This window comes from Pseudomonas medicaginis, from assembly GCF_965119365.1.
Classification (GTDB): domain Bacteria; phylum Pseudomonadota; class Gammaproteobacteria; order Pseudomonadales; family Pseudomonadaceae; genus Aquipseudomonas.
Genome location: NZ_OZ221631.1, coordinates 442853 through 460243, shown reverse-complemented (window position 1 = coordinate 460243; position 17391 = coordinate 442853). Strand labels below are relative to the sequence as shown.

At 62.3% G+C, this 17391-nt stretch carries 13 protein-coding genes; 10 read left to right on the top strand and 3 right to left on the bottom strand.

Going from position 1 to position 17391, the window contains the following annotated elements:
* Nucleotides 1-141 precede the first annotated feature (141 nt).
* The 5 genes from ACMTA2_RS02090 to ACMTA2_RS02070 all read left to right on the top strand — a co-directional run bounded on the left by ACMTA2_RS02090 (nucleotide 142) and on the right by ACMTA2_RS02070 (nucleotide 7264).
* A complete protein-coding gene (locus tag ACMTA2_RS02090; protein WP_413793509.1) occupies nucleotides 142-834 on the top strand; it encodes a GntR family transcriptional regulator in 693 nt (230 codons plus the stop codon).
* A gap of 683 nt (nucleotides 835-1517) precedes the next feature.
* A complete protein-coding gene (locus ACMTA2_RS02085) occupies nucleotides 1518-2294 on the top strand; it encodes a DUF3050 domain-containing protein (protein WP_158457536.1) in 777 nt (258 codons plus the stop codon).
* The gene (locus ACMTA2_RS02080; RefSeq protein WP_413793508.1) at nucleotides 2291-3223 is read left to right on the top strand and encodes a diiron oxygenase; all 933 of its coding nucleotides are present in this window, start codon (nucleotides 2291-2293) and stop codon (nucleotides 3221-3223) included. The genes ACMTA2_RS02085 and ACMTA2_RS02080 overlap by 4 nt, the downstream gene beginning before the upstream one ends.
* Nucleotides 3224-3233: 10 nt before the next feature.
* Nucleotides 3234-6767 (top strand): non-ribosomal peptide synthetase, encoded by a 3534-nt coding sequence (locus ACMTA2_RS02075; protein WP_413793507.1) that lies wholly within the window; start codon nucleotides 3234-3236, stop codon nucleotides 6765-6767.
* Nucleotides 6768-6799: 32 nt separating this feature from the next.
* Entirely contained in the window at nucleotides 6800-7264 is a 465-nt protein-coding gene (locus tag ACMTA2_RS02070; RefSeq protein WP_413793506.1) for an SRPBCC family protein, read from the top strand.
* Between the two features lie 196 nt (nucleotides 7265-7460).
* On the opposite strand, the gene ACMTA2_RS02065 is transcribed toward ACMTA2_RS02070, so the two are convergent.
* Complete coding sequence (locus tag ACMTA2_RS02065; RefSeq protein WP_413793505.1) at nucleotides 7461-9341, bottom strand: methyl-accepting chemotaxis protein; 1881 nt, start codon at nucleotides 9339-9341, stop codon at nucleotides 7461-7463.
* A gap of 253 nt (nucleotides 9342-9594) precedes the next feature.
* Between ACMTA2_RS02065 and ACMTA2_RS02060 the strand changes: the two genes are divergently transcribed.
* From ACMTA2_RS02060 to ACMTA2_RS02050, 3 genes are all read left to right on the top strand, one after another.
* On the top strand, nucleotides 9595-10095 hold the full coding sequence (locus tag ACMTA2_RS02060) for a sigma-70 family RNA polymerase sigma factor (protein ID WP_413793504.1): 501 nt from the start codon (nucleotides 9595-9597) through the stop codon (nucleotides 10093-10095).
* The gene (locus tag ACMTA2_RS02055) at nucleotides 10085-11086 is read left to right on the top strand and encodes a FecR domain-containing protein (RefSeq protein WP_413793503.1); all 1002 of its coding nucleotides are present in this window, start codon (nucleotides 10085-10087) and stop codon (nucleotides 11084-11086) included. Before ACMTA2_RS02060 ends, ACMTA2_RS02055 begins: the two co-directional genes overlap by 11 nt.
* Nucleotides 11087-11171: 85 nt before the next feature.
* The gene (locus tag ACMTA2_RS02050) at nucleotides 11172-13676 is read left to right on the top strand and encodes a TonB-dependent siderophore receptor (protein ID WP_413793502.1); all 2505 of its coding nucleotides are present in this window, start codon (nucleotides 11172-11174) and stop codon (nucleotides 13674-13676) included.
* Between the two features lie 89 nt (nucleotides 13677-13765).
* Here ACMTA2_RS02050 and ACMTA2_RS02045 read toward each other — a convergent pair whose 3' ends face one another.
* A complete protein-coding gene (locus ACMTA2_RS02045; RefSeq protein ID WP_413793501.1) occupies nucleotides 13766-14839 on the bottom strand; it encodes a fatty acid desaturase in 1074 nt (357 codons plus the stop codon).
* A gap of 100 nt (nucleotides 14840-14939) precedes the next feature.
* Between ACMTA2_RS02045 and ACMTA2_RS02040 the strand changes: the two genes are divergently transcribed.
* Nucleotides 14940-15944 carry an AraC family transcriptional regulator gene (locus ACMTA2_RS02040; RefSeq protein ID WP_413793500.1) on the top strand — a complete coding sequence of 335 codons (1005 nt, stop codon included), beginning with the start codon at nucleotides 14940-14942 and terminating at the stop codon, nucleotides 15942-15944.
* 65 nt (nucleotides 15945-16009) lie between these two features.
* Here ACMTA2_RS02040 and ACMTA2_RS02035 read toward each other — a convergent pair whose 3' ends face one another.
* Nucleotides 16010-16696, bottom strand: coding sequence for a Crp/Fnr family transcriptional regulator (locus ACMTA2_RS02035; protein ID WP_413793499.1), 687 nt, complete (start codon nucleotides 16694-16696; stop codon nucleotides 16010-16012).
* Between the two features lie 87 nt (nucleotides 16697-16783).
* On the opposite strand from ACMTA2_RS02035, the gene ACMTA2_RS02030 reads away from it, so the two are divergent.
* A complete protein-coding gene (locus tag ACMTA2_RS02030) occupies nucleotides 16784-17308 on the top strand; it encodes an Mpo1 family 2-hydroxy fatty acid dioxygenase (RefSeq protein ID WP_413793498.1) in 525 nt (174 codons plus the stop codon).
* Nucleotides 17309-17391: the final 83 nt, after the last annotated feature.

Sequence of the window (17391 nt, the reverse complement as noted above, 5' to 3'; positions counted from 1 at the left end):
AAGACAATGGCAAGGTGCGATCACCGCAGGCAGACTAAACTTTAGTTCAGGAACCTCCGGTCGAGAGATTTTGACGGTTCGCCAACCTGTCACTAACGTGAGCCTGGATCCAATTTTCATGACCAATCAGGGTGCCTTGTCGTGACACAGAAGCCCAAACCGTTAAGCACTATTCAGATCAACGGCCCCATCCCTGCGGACCAGGCACGCTCGATCATCGAAAGCTCCCTGCGCGAGGCCATCCTCGACGGGCGCCTGCCCAGCGGCACCGCCCTGCGCCAACAGGAGCTGGCCGACCTGTTCGGCGTGAGCCGCATGCCGGTCCGCGAGGCGTTGCGTCAGCTCGAGGCACAGTCATTGCTCAATGTGGTCCAGCACAAAGGGGCCGTGGTGGCTCCGCTGATCACCAGCAATGCCGTCGAGACCTACGCCTTACGCGCAGTCCTGGAAGCTTTCGCCTTGCGCTTGTCCATTCCCCTGCTCGATGACGACGATTTGACGCTGGCAGCCCAGTACATCGAACAGTTGGAAATACAAACCGAATACGCTGAAATCGCCAAGCTCAATCGGTTGTTCCACATGTCGCTTTATCACAAGGCGCCTAACGGCAAGCTGCTGGACCTGATCGAGCACGAACTCAACGAAGAAGAGCGCTTCTTGCGTTTCCATCTCTCCTCCATGGGGCTGGGCAAGCTGACTCAGGACGATCACCGCGCCATTCTCGCCGCCGCTGCGGCCAGGGATGTCGATACAGCAGTCGCCCTGCTGGAACGGCACCTGGAAAAAGCCTCAGTGACCATGCGCCGGTACCTGGAACAGTCGTCGAAGCTTTGATCCGCCGCCGGCGCTCCATCCGGCGTAAAAATTTCTTACATATCCTTCCGACTCACTCGTCACCTGCGCGGCGCGGCTTGGCCGTGGCCGCGACTCGTCGCCCCATCAGTTCAATGGCACTGCCATCGATTTGGGCTCACTCTTGCGCTTGTCGATTCAAAACAGACCTGAAGAAGTCAGCGTCTGGCTGAGGCCAGACGGATCGAAGCCAATACGCAAGGAGCGTCGTCCAACCGGCGGGATGATCGGATGTCCGACCGATGTCCTGCCCATAACATAAAACTTCGTAACCCCCCGATCCCTGAAGTGCTCCGAGTGAGGCATTCACTCGAACTATTCGATTCTGATCTCGCCCAATCGGAAGGAGCTTCTTCGCCCCAATAAAACTTATATAAAAAGTTTTAAAAACCCTCTTCGCGCCAAATAAAACTTCAACTTTAAATAATTAAAATAATACTTGCCGCTCACTTGCCGCCTGTATTAGTTTTTTAATCGCCGCGTTACCAACGGCTCTCAAGGCTCGCCAAACCCCAGCAAACAAGGGCAATGCGAGTCGAAAACACGATTAAAAGAGAACACTTAAACCATTCTGGCAATTCATGGATTCCGGTTCAGGCACCCGCTCGCCCTCATTAAATAACGAGCCGCCTTCCGGACAAGACATCATTGATGAGGACGTTCCAATGCAGCCATCCAAAGAACAACTATCTCTGAAAAAACACGAACTTGGACAACACCCGGTTTTTTCCGAGATTACATCAATCGATCTATTACGCCGCTTTATGGAAAGCCATGTCTTTGCCGTCTGGGACTTCATGTCGCTGACCAAACGACTGCAACGCGAACTCACCTGCGTCCACCTGCCCTGGCTGCCCCCGGCCGACCCACACGCAGCCCGCCTGATCAATGAAATCGTGTTGGGGGAAGAGTCGGATGACCGCCCCGGCGCCGGCTATTGCAGCCATTTCGAACTGTACCTGGACGCCATGCGGGAAATCGGCGCCGATACCCGCGCAATCGAGCAGTTCATCACCTTGCAACAGGAAGGCGTCAGCCCCGAGACAGCGCTGGACAGCGTCGAGGTCGAGCCGGCGGCGGCGCGGTTCGTCCGCCAGACGTTGCACACCGCCCTGCACGCCCCGGCCCACAGTGTGGCAGCAGCCTTCGTGCACGGTCGCGAGAGTGTCATCCCGCAGATGTTCCAGCGCATGCTCGACGCGTGGGGCATTGGCCTGGATCAGGCGCCGACCTTTCGTTACTACCTGCAACGGCACATCGAAGTCGATTCAGAAGACCATGGCCCGGCGGCAGAAAAGTTGTTGGCCCGGCTGATCGATGGTGACCCGCAGCGCGAAACCGAAGTGCTGGCCGCCGCGCTCGCCGCTGTCCATAGCCGCGCGGCCTTGTGGGATGGCTTGCGCCAGAGCATGGCTCAACCGGTTGCGCAGGTGATGCCATGAACGCCATCCCCTACCAATCCTTCGCCGACGCCTGGGAAAGCCGCGCCACGATCCGTACCCGGCCGCGGCGCCGGGTCGAAGACGACGACAAGCTGATCTTTCCCATGAGCCGCCAGCCGCTGGTGCACAGCCAGACCTTCCTCAGCCACTGCGCGCAGTTACGCGACTTCGTGCTGGTGCAGAGCCTCTACAAATTCATCAATGACGTGGTGATTTTCGAAACCGAATTGGTGGACCACACCGCCCGCCGCATTGCCAAGAACCGCTTCGGCATCGAATTCCCGTTCGCCTGCCGCTACGACGCGATGACCGTGGTGGTGGACGAGGATTACCACGCACTGGTGGCGATGGACTTCATGCAGCAAACCATCGACATGACCGGCATCGAACCGATCCCCTTGCCCGGGCAGATCGAACTCAGCCGCGCCATACCCGCGACCCTGGCCCAGGCACCGGAACATCTGCTGAGCGCGGTGGAGCTGATCTGTATCGCCATCGCCGAGAACACTGTGACCAACGAAGTGGCCGCCTTCGCCCGGGACGACTCGGTCAAGGCCTCGATCAAAGGGTTGATGGCCGACCACTTGCTCGACGAAGGCCGCCACTCCGGCTTCTGGACGCGACTGGTGCAGATCTACTGGCGCACCGCGCCCGAAGAGGACCGTGCGGCGATTGCCCGCTTGATGCCCGGGTTCATCGTCCAGTACCTGGCGAGCGACCTGCAACAGGCGTTCGACTTCGAGCTGATCGCACACCTGCCCGTCGACGAATCGGTACGCCAATCGCTGCGTGAAGACGCCAGTGCGCTGACCTACCCCATCAATCGTTTTCACCCGTTGGTGGGCAACATCACGCGTTTCTTGCGCGGCAGCTCGATGCTCGCGTCCCCCTGCGTACGCGACGCCCTCGCTGATTACCTGACCCCATGAGGACCTTTCGATGAGACGCCTCGACATTGCAGTGCCTGGCACCAGCCAGGCCATGACCGAACTGGCCAAGGAGCTGGAACTGCACGGCCACGGTGTGGCTCGGCAATCGCCAGCCGGCCACGACGCGGTCGACCTGTTGATCGACGACGGGACGACACCGCGAGCGTTTGAAGCCCGCTCAAGCCTCCAGATCCGCGTGGCGCTATGCACGCTGCCCGGCGAGGCATTGCCGCAACCGGTGCTGGTCTTTCGCGACGGTGCGCAGCGGTTGTTGTGCCAGGAAGTGATCGCGCCGCAACGCGATGGCAACGGTCAATCCTTGCGCCTGCGTACACTGGCGACACTGGTCGAGAGCAGTGCACGACTGGTCAGCCACCTGTCCCGGGATGAAAGCTGCTTCGATCACTGGCCGACGGTACACGCTGACGCTGTCGAGCAGCCCCTGCTCGGGCTCGACGCGCTGGAGCCGCTGGCGTTCGAGCACGGCCTCAATCGGCCGCCAGTACCCTGGCTGCTCGCCGCCGCCGATGTGCCGGTGATGCACAGCATTGAACAGCGCATGCTCGACGACGCGGCGCAACCGGCCCTGTGGGTCGATGGGCAGCTCATCGACTACAAGGCCTTGCGCAGCCTGACGCTAAGGGTGCAGCAGGCGGTGCTGGAACGGTTGGAACGCGCAGACTCCGAGCAGGCAAGGCCTGTGGGAGCAAGGCTTGCCCGCGATACAGACACAGCGGTACCCAACCAGACCGAGTCATCGTTTATCGCGGGCAAGCCCTGCTCCCACCAGCGTAGCTCGCAAAAGGTGATTGCGGTGTGTCTGCCCAAGTCCGCGCACCTGTATGCGGCGATCCTGGCGGTGCTGGGTTGCGGGGCGGTGTACTTGCCGCTGGACCCGCAACACCCGGCGCAACGTCGGCGCTTCATTCTGGAGAACGCCAAGGCGGACCTGCTGCTGCACGACGGCGACAATGACCTGGGCGAGCTCGCGCTGCCGACGCTGGATGTGCTGCGATTGCCGGCACCCAAGCCCGGCCTCCCGGCCTCGCTGATCCGGCGCGTGGTGGACGGCGACGAACCGGCGGTGGCGATCTACACCTCTGGCACCACCGGCCAGCCCAAGGGCGTGTTGCTCAGCCACCGCAACCTCAGTCATTTCTGTGCCTGGTACGGCGACTACGTCGGGTTGCAGCGCGACAGCCGGGCGTTGCAGTTTTCCACCATCAACTTTGATGCGTCGCTGCTGGATATCCTGCCGACGTTCATCCACGGCGCCTTGCTGGTGGTACCCAGCGAAGACCAGCGCCGCGATCCGCAGCAATTGGTCGCGTTGATTCACCAGCAGCACATCAGCCACGCCTTTCTGCCGCCTGCGCTGCTGAGCGTCATGCCGCTGGATGCACCGCTGGGCCTGGCGCATCTGATCACCGGGGGCGATGTCTGCGAGCCGTTCGTGATCGAACAGCTCGCGCCACAATGCCAGTTCCACAACATCTACGGCCCGACCGAAACCACAGTGCTGGCGACCACACGACAGTTCGGCGTCGGCGACAACAACCGCAACCTCGGCGTGCCCATCGCCAATGGCCGGGTGCTGATCCTGGACGAACAGCTACAACCGGTTCCCCAAGGTGCCCCCGGCGAGCTGTACATCGCCGGCCCGGGTGTCGGGCTGGGTTATTTGAATGACCCGACACTGACCGCGGCGCGCTACCTCGACCTGACACTGCCCACCGGGCAGGTGCTGCGGGTTTATCGCACGGGTGATATCGGCCAGTGGACCGACAACGGCATCGAACTGTGTGGCCGCCGCGATAACCAGGTGAAGATCCGCGGCTTTCGAGTCGAGCCCGAGGAAATCGAGCACTGCCTGCGGGAAAGCCAGTTGTTTCGCCAAGTGGCGGTAGGGGTCGATGAGCGGCGGCGGATCCTGGCGTTCCTGGTTCACCCCGACCCCGCGCACCCCGGCGCTGCCCTCCAGGCGCTGCGCGAGCATGTGCAGAACAGCTTGCCCAGCTACATGCACCCGACAGCCTACGTCGAATTGCCCAACCTGCCCTACACCAGCAATGGCAAGGTCGATCGCCGGGCATTGCTCGCCATGGCGGTGCAGGTGCACGTCGACGGCCAGCGGCGCCAGCCGCAGAACGCCCTGGAGACACAACTGCAGCACCTGTGGGCCGAGCTGCTTGAACTGCCGGTCGACGACATCGCCACCGACGAAAGCTTCTTCAACCTCGGTGGGCATTCGATCCTGTTGTCGCGACTGTTGCTGAGCATTCGCCAGACGTTCGGCCGCAGCCTGTCGATCAACCGCTTCATCGAAGCGCCCACGCTGATGACCCTGGCGAAGTTGCTGGACGACCCGGAACACAGCAACGCATCGGTCCTCAGCCCCCAGGCCTTCATCGATGCCGAGGCCCAGATCAACCTTGATCCGCTGCCCATCAGCCAATGCGGCGATGTGCACAAGGTGGTGGTGACCGGCGCCAACAGCTTTCTCGGGGTGCACATCGTCGAAGCGCTGCTGGCCTGGGGCGCCACCGAAGTCGCGTGCCTGGTGCGCGCGAGCGCTGAACAGAGCGCGGCCGAACGGTTCTCCCAGGCCCTGCGGGACAATCACCTGACCCACCTGGACCTGGACCGGGTCAGCGTCTACGCCGCCGATATCACCCAACCGCAATTGGGTCTGCCGGACGACGTCTACGCCCGCATCGACCGTACCTTCGGCGCGCTGGTGCACAACGCGGCCCACGTCAACCATGTGCTCGACTATGCATCCCTGGCGCGGGACAACGTGGAACCGATCTTCGAATGCCTGCGCCTGTGTGAAGGGCGCAGCAAGAAAATCTTCAATTTCGTCTCCACGCTGTCCGCCTCCAGTGCCTTGGATGCCGACGGCCAGGTGCTGGAACAGCCTGCCGCCGAGACACCGCCGATCTACATCAAGAACGGCTACAACCTGTCCAAATGGGTCGGCGAACGGATCCTGCAACGGGCCCGTGATCGAGGGGTGTGGGTCAATCTGTTCCGCCCCGGCAACATCAGTTTCAACAGCCTGACCGGGGTCTGCCAACCCCACAAGAATCGCTTGATGCTGATGCTCAAGGGCTCGATCCAGCTCGGCCAGGTGCCGGACCTGTCACTCAATTTCGACCTGATGCCGGTGGACTTCCTGGCCCGCTTCATCGCCTTCCATGCCAGCCGCTACCAGCCCACCCAGGCGGTGTTCAACCTGCACAACCCACAGCCTTTGAGCTGGGACGCTTATGTGGCGTCGTTTCGCGAAAGCGGCCGGGAATTTTCGCTGGTCAGCGTCGCCGAGTGGCAACGGCAATTGGCTCGGGTCGATTCGGACAATGCGTTGTTTGGCGTGCTGGGTTTCTACCTCAACGGCTTCGAGGAGGACATCGGCGATATCTCGCTGATCAGCCACGACAACGCCCGCGCCGGCGTGCGGCAGATGGGCGCCAGCTACCCGGAAAAATCCCCGGCCCTGCTGCGGCGCGGCGCCGACTACCTCAAGGCCATCGACTTCATCTGAAACACCCTCAACCCAAAGCAAGGAGCAAGACCATGAGTGCATTTCAACCCGACACCCTGATCAAAAACCCCCACGCCTGCCAGGTCGAAACCTCGGTGGAGGTCGCGGCCGACGCGGCACGCGTCTGGAACGTGGTGGGTGATTTTGGCGGATTCGACCGCTTCATCCCGGCGCTGGAGCGCATCGAAATGACCGGCGAGGGCGTGAGGTCCCTGCGCAAGAAATTCTTCCGCGATGGGCAAAACCTGGTGGTGGAACAGCTCAACAGCCGTGACGACCAGGCCATGCACATGACCTGGACGCTGATCTACAACACCCTGGGCATCGACAACCTGTGGGCGGCCATGCGCGTCGAACCCCTGGCGAACAACCGCTGCCGCGCCACCTGGACCATCATCGCCGACCACACCGACGCCCATACACCGTCGGGCTTCAGGGACTTCCTCCAGGGCTTCGCCGATGTGGCGATGGGAAATGTGCAGGGGATGTTCAAATAAGCACCAGTCCCTTGTGGGAGCGAGCTTGCTCGCGAAAGCGGCGGGTCTGTTGGCGGTGATGGTGGCTTTACCGACGCCATCGCGAGCAAGCTCGCTCCCACATTGAGTTGCAGTGAACTCAAGATCCAGCCTCACCGCCAATCCCCTGTGGGAGCGAGCTTGCTCGCGATGGCGGTGGCTCGGTTTGCGACTGGGGTCAGATCTTGAAGCTATCCACCAGTTGCTTCAGTCGATTGGCCTGTTGGGACAAGGCATCGCAGTCCTTCAGGGTTTCATTGAGGTTGGCCACACTTTGCTGGTTCAGCAGGTTGATGTGGCTGACGTCCATGTTGAGGGTCTCGACCACGGCGGTCTGTTCTTCGGTCGCGGCGGCCACCGACTGGTTCATGCCGTCGATCTCACCGATGCGCTGTGTCACGCTGACCAGGCGCAGGCCGGCCTGGTTGGCCACCTCCACGCTTTCTTCGCTGGAGGTCTGGCTGGCGTTCATCGTGGTCACCGCTTCACGGGAGCCGACTTGCAGCGAGGTGATCATCTTGTGGATTTCTTCCGCCGACTCCTGGGTGCGGTGCGCCAGGTTGCGTACTTCATCGGCCACCACCGCAAAACCACGGCCGGCTTCACCGGCACGGGCCGCTTCGATAGCCGCGTTCAGGGCCAGCAAGTTGGTTTGCTGGGAGATGCCCTTGATCACATCCAGGATGTGCCCGATGTTGTCGGTGCTGGCGTTCAAGGTTTCGATCTGGGTGCACGAAAGGCTGATCTTCTGGGACAGCTCGGTCATCGCCTGGATGGTTTTTTCCACCACCTGGCGACCGTCATCGGCCTGTTCGCTGGCACCGCTGGCCTGTTGCGAGGCATCGGCGGCATTGCGGGCGATTTCCTGGGTCGCGGCGCCCAACTGGTTGATGGCCGCGGCCACGCTGTTGGTGCGCGCGCTCTGCTCATCCGAGCCGACGAGCGAAGCGTTGGACGAGGTCATCACCCGCTGCGACAAGTCATGCACCTGGCGAGTGGCGGAAGACACTTCCGCGATCGAGGCGTGAATCCGCTCCACGAACTGGTTGAACGAACCACCCAACACCGCGAACTCATCCTTGCCCTGCACCACCAGGCGCCGGGTCAGGTCGCCTTCGCCCTGGGCGATGTCGTGCATGGCGCGGCCCATGGTGGTCAACGGACGCATCAGCACCTGGATCAGCAGGCTCAGCAGCAAGGCAATGGCCGCCACCGCGACGAACATCGCAATCAGCGCAGACGTACGGAACTGGCTCAACGGCGCGTAGGCCTTGGCCTTGTCGATCGACAGGCCGATGTACCACTCGGCGCCCGGCAGGCCGGTAACGGGGGTGAACGAAAGGATGCGGTCCTGCCCGTTCAGCTCGACCTCCTGGATACCCTTGCCGATGCGCACCGGGGTGCCGGGGTAGATGTCCTTGAGGTTCTTCATCACCTGGTCTTTATCCGGGCTGACGATCACCTGACCATCGCTGCTGACCAGGAACGCATGGCCGATACCACCGAAATCCACGGAGTTGATGATTTTCACCAGGGTTTCCAGGCTCAGGTCGCCGCCCACCACGCCGAGCAGTTCGCCGTTGCGCTTCACCGGCAGGGCAACGGTGACCACCAGCCCCCCCACCGCCGCCAGGTAAGGTGGCGTCAGCATGGTTTTATCGGCGGTCACCGCCTGTTTGTACCAGGGACGCTGACGCGGGTCATAACCGTCGGGCATTTTTGCGTCAGGACGTTGGGTGAAGACACCATTGGCCTGGCCCACATAAGTGAACTGGAAGTTCGACGTCAACGCCGGCTGATCGACCAGCCCCGGCAGATCGGCAGAGGCGCCCTGATGCGCGATGTTTTGCGCCAGGTTTTCCAACACCAGTATCCGCCCACTCATCCAGTTCTGGATGCTACTGGCCGTCAGGTCGCCGGATTGCTCGATGGATGACTCAAGGCTGCTGCCAATGGTATTGCGCTGCAAATAGTCGTTATAGAGGGTAAACAGGGCAAAAGCCAAGACCACTACACCAGAGGCGGCGAGAAGGATTTTGTGGCTGAACTTTAGATTCATTTATGAGGCTTCTTATGCAAGGAGTGGGGGTGCATTCCAGGTTTGCAACGTTTCATGTAGCAGTGCGAGCGGTTATCACTACGCTCCACTTTGGTGCACGCATACCAGTCTGTCGGCAAGCCTGTACAAATAATTAGGGGCCCGGAGAAATAGGCGACGGGAGGACACAGCGGGCGAACGGTGGTTGCAAATTCGCCGACGCCTGATGACAATGCGACCTATTATCATTTGTAACATCCAGGCCGTCGCGTCCATGTCATCTCCCGAGTTTGCAGTACAGGCGCTCTACAGCCGGCATCACGGCTGGCTCAATACATGGCTGCGCACCCGGCTGGGCAATGGCGCCGATGCGGCGGACCTGGCCCAGGACACCTTCGTACGCCTGTTGCAGCGTAGCGAACGCCTGGAACTTCGAGCCCCACGCGCCTTTTTGCGCACCATCGCCCAAGGCTTGGTGATCGACCATTGGCGGCGAGAAGAAATCGAACGTGCCTACCTCCAAACCATAGCTCACTTGCCGGAAGCCGAAACTCCTGGCGCTGAAGCCCAGGCCCTGATTCTGGAACTGCTCGAAGCGATCGCCAGGATGCTCGAAGGCCTCAGGCCGAAAGTACGCAGGGCCTTTCTGTTGGCCCAGTGCGAAGGCCTGACGTACAAGCAGATTGCCGAACAGATGGGCATCTCGTTGCGCTCGGTGGAGCGCTACGTCGCCGATGCGCTGTACCACTGCTATGTGCTGCGCTATGAAAGCTGAGCCGGCGGAGCACTTGCAGGATCGCCGCAACGGCCCGTCGCAACAGGTTGTCAGGCAGGCGATCAACTGGCTGCTGCGCCTGCGCAATCACACCGCTCACCCGACCCTGCGCCAACAGTGCGACACCTGGCGCGCCGCCCACCCCGAACACGAACTGGCCTGGCAACGGGTGCAATCGCTGCACAGCGAATTGGCCTCCAACCTGCGGGCAGTGCCCGGTGCCCATGTCGCCCTGGATACCCTGGAAAACAGCGCCCAGCGCCTCAGTCGTCGCCAGGCCCTGAAGCTGCTGTCGGGCATCGCCCTGGTGAGCGGCGCGGCATGGCTGGGCAAGGACCTGGGCTGGCAGGCGTGGAATGCCGATTTCGCCACCGCCACCGGTGAGCGCCGAGGTTTCCAGTTGCCGGACGGCACGCGGCTCGAGCTCAATACCCACAGCGCTGCCAACCTGGACTTCAGCGCCCGGCAGCGCCTGATGACGCTGGCCCGTGGCGAGATCATGGTCACCTGTGGCCGCGACCCGGGGCGCCCACTGCTGGTACGCAGCCGACATGGCCTGTTCGAAGGACTGGAGGGGCGCTTCGTCGTGCGCCAGGACAGCGACTGCACGCGCCTGAGCGTCACCAGCGGCCGGGCCGTGATCCGTTCGCACCCCGACAGCGATGGCTCGCCCATCCACGTCGAAGCTGGGCAAAGCTACCTGGTCAGCCCATCGACGGCGGTCCTGGCACCGCCGCTGGACATGGACGCAGGCGCCTGGGCCGACGGTTTGATCGTCACCCGCAACATGCGCCTGGAAGACTTTCTCAACGAAGTAGGACGCTACCGACCTGGCTATTTGAATTGCGCCGCGTCGATTGCCGATCTGCGCTTGTCGGGGGTTTTCCGCTTGGAGGACACCGACAGGTTGCTGGCCGTCCTGCCACGCACGCTCCCGGTACAACTGCGTTATCGAACCCGCTGGTGGGTCACGGTGGAACGCCTGGCCTGATTTTTTTTGGCGGGTTTCAGGCCGGCGCCCGGCTAGGACAGTAAGCAACCCTTATCTGCCTTCAGCGACTCCAACGGAACCTACAATGACTGAGCGCGTACTTCTCAAGAACCCCTTCGGTTTCTCTTCGCAACCGGGCCTGTTGCGCCAGGCCATTCATGCCGCGCTGTTCTCCACGGCACTGGGGGCCAGCGTCGTGCCGATGTTCGCGATGGCCGCACAGGACGGCGTGACCGCCAGCCGTCAGAGCTACAACATTGCCCCAGGCCCCTTGAGCGATGTGCTGAACCAGTTCGCCCGCCAGGCCGGCATCACCCTGGCAAGCACCCCGACGCAAACCGGCGGCGTCCAGTCGCCGGGGCTCAAGGGGGAGTATTCGCCCGACCAGGCCCTGAGCCAGTTGCTCAGCGGCTCGGGACTGGTTGCCGTCAGCCAGGATGGCAGCAGCTACGTGCTGCAAACCGAGACCCCTGACAGCACACTGGAACTGCCGAGCACCGACATCAAGGGCTTTGCCCTGGGTAACGCCTTGGGCAGCATGGAAGGCTACAACGCCACCCACAGCCAGGTCGCCACCAAGACCAGTACCGCCCTGCGGGAAACCTCCCAGAGCGTATCCGTGGTCACCCGCGAACAAATGGATGATCAGGGCGCGCAAACCGTGTCCCAGGCCATGCGCTACACCCCTGGCGTGCTGACCAACCCCTACGGCGCCACCCACCGCTACGACTACGTGGCGATGCGCGGCTTCAACGACGGCTCGGTGGATAACATCTACCTCGACGGCCTCAAGTCCATGGGCGACAGCGGCACCTACAGCTCCATGCAGGTCGATCCGTACTTCCTCGAGCGCGTCGACATTCTCAAGGGGCCGTCCTCGGTGCTCTACGGCCGCAGCTCGCCCGGTGGCCTGGTGGCGCTCACCAGCAAGAAGCCACTGTACGAGGCCTATCACCAGATCCAGGCCACGGTCGGCACCCAGGGCCAACGCGGCATGGGATTCGACTTCAGCGGCCCGGTGGATGACGACAAACGCATCACCTATCGCCTGGTCGGCCTGGCGGACACCTCCGACACCCAGTTCGACCACAACAAGGAAAAGCGCTTCGCCCTCGCGCCGACAGTGAACATCGACTTCAACGAGGACACCTCGCTGACGCTCCAGGCGTACCTGCAGCATGACCCCGACGGCGGCTACCACGGTGGCATGCCGGCCGATGGCACCTTGCATCAGCGCAACGGCCGGCGGATCTCCGAGCACTTCTTCGAAGGCGAACCCGGCGTCGACGGTTACGAACGCGATCAGCAGTCGTTCGGCTACCAGTTCGAGCACCGCTTCAACGACGTTTTCACTGCCCGGCAGAACTTCCGATACCTGGACTCCGACGTCACCAACGATCAGGTCTACGCCTATGGCTGGACCACGCCCACCAGCAACGAGCTGAACCGCTACTACACCGGCGCCGAAGAAAAGCTCCATTCCTTCATCGTCGACAACATGCTCCAGGCAGAGTTTTTCACTGGCGCAACCAAGCACACCGTGCTGATGGGGGCCGACTATCAGCGGCGCAAAACCGTGGTCGACTGGACCAGCGGGAGCCTGGCGCCGATCAATGCCTTCGACCCGGTCTACGGCAACTCGGCCATCACCTATTTCAGCCCCACCAGTTACCTGCGGCGCCTGGAGCAGACTGGCGTCTACCTGCAAGACCTGATCGAAATGGACAAGTGGCGCTTCTCCCTCGGCCTGCGCCAGGACTGGGTTCAAACCTCGGATGAAAATCGCATCGCCGAATTCGGCCGCCCGGAAGGCACCGAGATCAACGACAAACGCACCAAGCTCACCGGCCGCGCCGGAGCGCTGTACCTGTTCGACAATGGCCTGGCGCCGTACATCAGCTACTCCGAGTCGTTCAACCCGAACGCCTACGCCGACAGCGCCGGCAACCCGCTGCCGCCCACCGATGGCAAGCAATGGGAACTGGGCCTGAAGTACCAGCCGCCGGGCACTGATGACCTGTACACAGCCTCGCTGTTTCGCATCGACCAGGAAAACCTGGCAACCAAACTGCCCCAGGAAAACTTCTACCGCGCCATCGGGGCCGTGCGCTCCCAGGGTCTGGAACTGGAAGCGCACCTGCAATTGACTAAGCAGTTCAAGGTGCTGGGCAGCTACACCTTCACCGATATCGAATACTCGAAATCGATGGTCAGCACCCTCAGCACGCCCACCGACATCATTGAAAACAAGGGCAACTCACCGACCCAGGCCCCGCGCCACATGGCTTCGGTCTGGGCTGACTACAAATTCGACAGCGGCACCCTCGACGGCCTGCGCCTCGGTGGCGGCGTGCGCTATGTCGGCTATAGCTGGGCCGATGCGGAGAACACCATGAAGGTGCCGTCCTACACGTTGTTCGACGCTTCGGTGGGGTATGACCTGGGCAAGGTCGGCTTGAAGGGCGTGGATGTGCGCCTGAATGCGAACAACCTGACGAACGAAAGCTACGTCGCCTCGTGCGCGAGCCTGAGCTACTGCTACCTGGGCGAAGAGCGCAATGTAGCGGCGACGGTGAGCTACCAGTTCTGACTCATTCTTCAGGCCCGACATGGGCACCTGTGGCGAGGGGATTTATCCCCTCGCCACAGGTTGTGTGTGTGTCCCTGAAGTGGTGCGCCTCAAACCCGAACCGTATCCCCTTCCTCCCGCACCACACCTTCCTGGCGCACAAACCGGTTCGCCCGCCCGAACGTGCCGAAATCATTGAACCGCACGCCCATCTCCCGCATCACCTTATGCGCCACCGGCACCGTCAATTGGCGAATGTAGAACGGCTCCTTCACCACAAAATGATGAATGCCATGGCTGCTGCCGAAGTTGAAGCAGAACGCCTGCAACGGCCACAACCACCAAGGGTTGAGCACCTGGGTCTGCTGGATGACATTGCCCGGCTCGATGTCGCCGTAGTAATGCATGTTCGAGCTGACGAAATGCAGGCAAAAGGTGCGCAACACGTTCGGCCCGATGATCACCACCGCAGCGATGTCGATCACCTGCATCGTCGCCAGCGTGCTTGTCGACCAGTCGATTGAAGTCCCCAGCAGACTGGCGAGACCGTTGGCCCCGTGGAAACCGAGAAACACGTACCAGGCGCCCCAGTGCAGCAACGCCAGCGGGAAATACACCTTCAGCGTGCGCTTGAGGATGCTGCGCTTATGCGCCCAGGTCTTGGCCCGCAACAGGCGGATGAAGGCCGACATCACGTTGTCGCCGACCATCAGCAACCGCGCCAGGCCCCAGGGTTCGCCGTTGGTGATGGCCCGCTCCTCCATGTCGGCCTCGCTGCCGGACACCTTGTGGTGGTTGAGGTGCAGGTGGCGGCGGATCCAGGGGTTGATCGTGCTCGGGCGCGCCAGCCAGACCAACCCCATCATCAGGTTGTGGGGCAGGCGTTGCTTGCGAAAATACATGCTGTGGATCAGGTCATGTTCCAACTCGTGGGTCAGCGACGCGAAAAACGCGTTGAGCAACAGACACGCCCATCCGGCCAGGTCACCCTTGATGTAGAGCAGCGCCGAGCCGATCATCCCAGCCAGGGCAAACGCCAGGATGCCCGCGCCCAACGCATCCTGGTGGCGCAGGATCGGATAGCGCCGACGCAACTCCTCGCCCCGGGCCAATACAACCTGGCGAATATGGGCCGATCGTTGTTGTGCATTCAATCGCTCGGGGCTTGCGCAAGTGCCGTGCATGGCTTACATCCTCTGTTAGAGATGTGCTCATCCTGCCGGGCGTTGCCCCACGGGGTGGTAGCCGTAAACGCCAACCTGTTGACCGCAAGCGCCAATCGCCATGACGGAACCGACCTCCCTCGCCAGCTGGACCCGCGCCCTGCGCAAGCAGCTCGATGCATTGGGCCTGGACAGCCACGCACTATGCATCGAGGCCGGCCTCGACCCGCAATGGATGGACGACCCGAACGCCCGCTACCCGCTCTCGGCCACCACCCGCCTGTGGGCATTGGCCGTGCAGGCCAGCGGCGACCCGGCCATCGGCCTGCGGGTGTCGCGCTTCGTCAGCCCCACCACGTTCCACGCACTGGGTTATGCCCTGGTGGCCAGCGGCAGCCTGCGGGAAGTGTTCGAGCGGATCGTGCGCTATCACCCGGTGGTCAGCGATGCACTGACTTTGCAATTGAGCCGTGGCGAAGACCGCTACCGCTTCAACCTCGATGTACCGGCAGGACGTCCTGCCCCGGCCTTCGAAGCGATTGATGCGTTCGCGGCGATTTACGTACGCACCTGTCGCAACCGCCTCGGCCGCGATTACGCACCGCTGGCGGTGTACCTGCGGCGGCCGGAACCCGCGGACGCCAGCCCATGGCACAAAGTGTTCCGCTCGCCAGTGCATTTCGGTGCCGCCCAGGATTGCCTGGAGTTCAACCTCAGCGATTTCGACAGCCACCTGGACGACGCCAACCCGGAACTGGCCGAACACAACGAAACGGTGCTCGAACGCACCCTCGCCCAGCTCAAGCCATTGACCTGGGAGCGCAAGGTACGCGCGGCCATCGAGGCCCAACTGCCCGAAGGCGAGCCCAGCGCCGAACGTATCGCCCAGGCCATGCACCTGAGCCTGCGCAGCCTGCAAAGGCACCTGGCCGACGAAGGCTGCCGCTTCGACGCACTGCTCAACGAATGCCGGGAAAACCTCGCACTGCTGCACCTGCGCGATCCGCAATGTTCGCTGAGTGAAGTCAGCTACCTGCTGGGCTTTGCCGATGCCAGCAGCTTCAGCCGTGCCTTCAAGCGCTGGACCGGGATGACGCCGGGGCAGTTTCGGGATGGGCTGCGCTAGGGATTGGGGTGGGTTGCACTGGCCCCATCGCGAGCAGGCTCGTGCCCACAAGGTTCAGATCCGGTTCAGGTTGTGGTCAGCGCCCGCAGCCGCTCGATGTCGAGGATTTCGATCTCGCCATACCCCAAGTGGAGAATGCCCTGGGCCTGCAAGTCCTTGAGGATCTGGTTGGTGGTCTGGCGTGACAGCGAGAGCATCAGCGCCAGTTGCTCCTGGGGCAGTAGCAGGACCCGTCGCGGCGGTTCGATTTCGCCGTAGCCTTGGGCGATCAGCAGCAGGCGATGGGCCACGCGGGCCGGGGCGGGCATCAGGCTCAGGTGTTCGAGGTTGATGAAGGTCAGGCGCAGTTTGTGGCTCATCAACAATGCGAGATGCCGCCAGTGGATCGGCTGCGCTTGCAGGAAGGCCAGCAAGGGCGCCTGGGGCACGTGCAGCAGCGTACATTGACCCACCACGACCGCATCATGGGTCCGCGGCTGGCCATCGAACAGACTGATTTCACCGAACCAGTGGGGCGCTTCCACCACACTCAGCAACGCCTCCTTGCCTTGTTCGTTCACCGCACCGACGCGCACCGCACCTTCCAGCACGGCATACAAACCGCACGGCGGGTCGCCGCGCTGGAACAGCCGATGGCCCGCCGGCAGGTGGCGCACCCGCGCCATGTCCAACAGACTATTCTGTAACTCAGCAGGCAGATGGCTGTACCAGTGGCCGGCCATCAAGTGTGAGTGCCAGGGATGCGAATTCATGGAAACTCCGGGGCAAGTGTCGGCTAACTGACAGAACACCTTGTGGTACCCGGGCATCATGCAGGCATCACCTCAGGAGGAACAACAATGAAAAGCCTCGTCGATCACCTCAGTCAATACGCCGCTTATCACCGCGACCCGCGCAACATCGCCAGCCATTTCATCGGCATTCCGCTGATCTTCGTCGCCGTCGCCGTGCTGCTGTCACGGCCCGGCTGGCCAGTGGGCGAGGTGCTGGTGTCGCCGGCGCTGCTGGTGGCGGTGGCCAGTGCCTGGTTCTATCTGCGCCTGGAGGTGCGCCTGGGGGTGCTGATGACGGTGCTCCTGGGCCTGGCGGTATGGCTGGGCCAGGTGCTCGCCGCGCAAAGCACCTGGATATGGTTGGGCAGTGGCCTGGGCATGTTTGTGGTGGGCTGGGTGATCCAGTTCGTCGGCCACTATTACGAAGGCCGCAAGCCGGCGTTCGTCGACGACCTCACCGGGCTGATTGTCGGGCCGCTGTTTGTGGTGGTGGAAGCGGGTTTTCTACTGGGGCTTCGCGGCGAACTGAAGCAGGCCATCGAAGAGCGCGCCGGGCCGGTGGCGTTGCGCAACCGGCGTTCGGCGGCGTGAAAAACCATGCCCCTCTGTGGGAGCGAGCTTGCTCGCGATAGCGCTCGGCCAGACACATCCGTGTCGACTGATCCACCGCTATC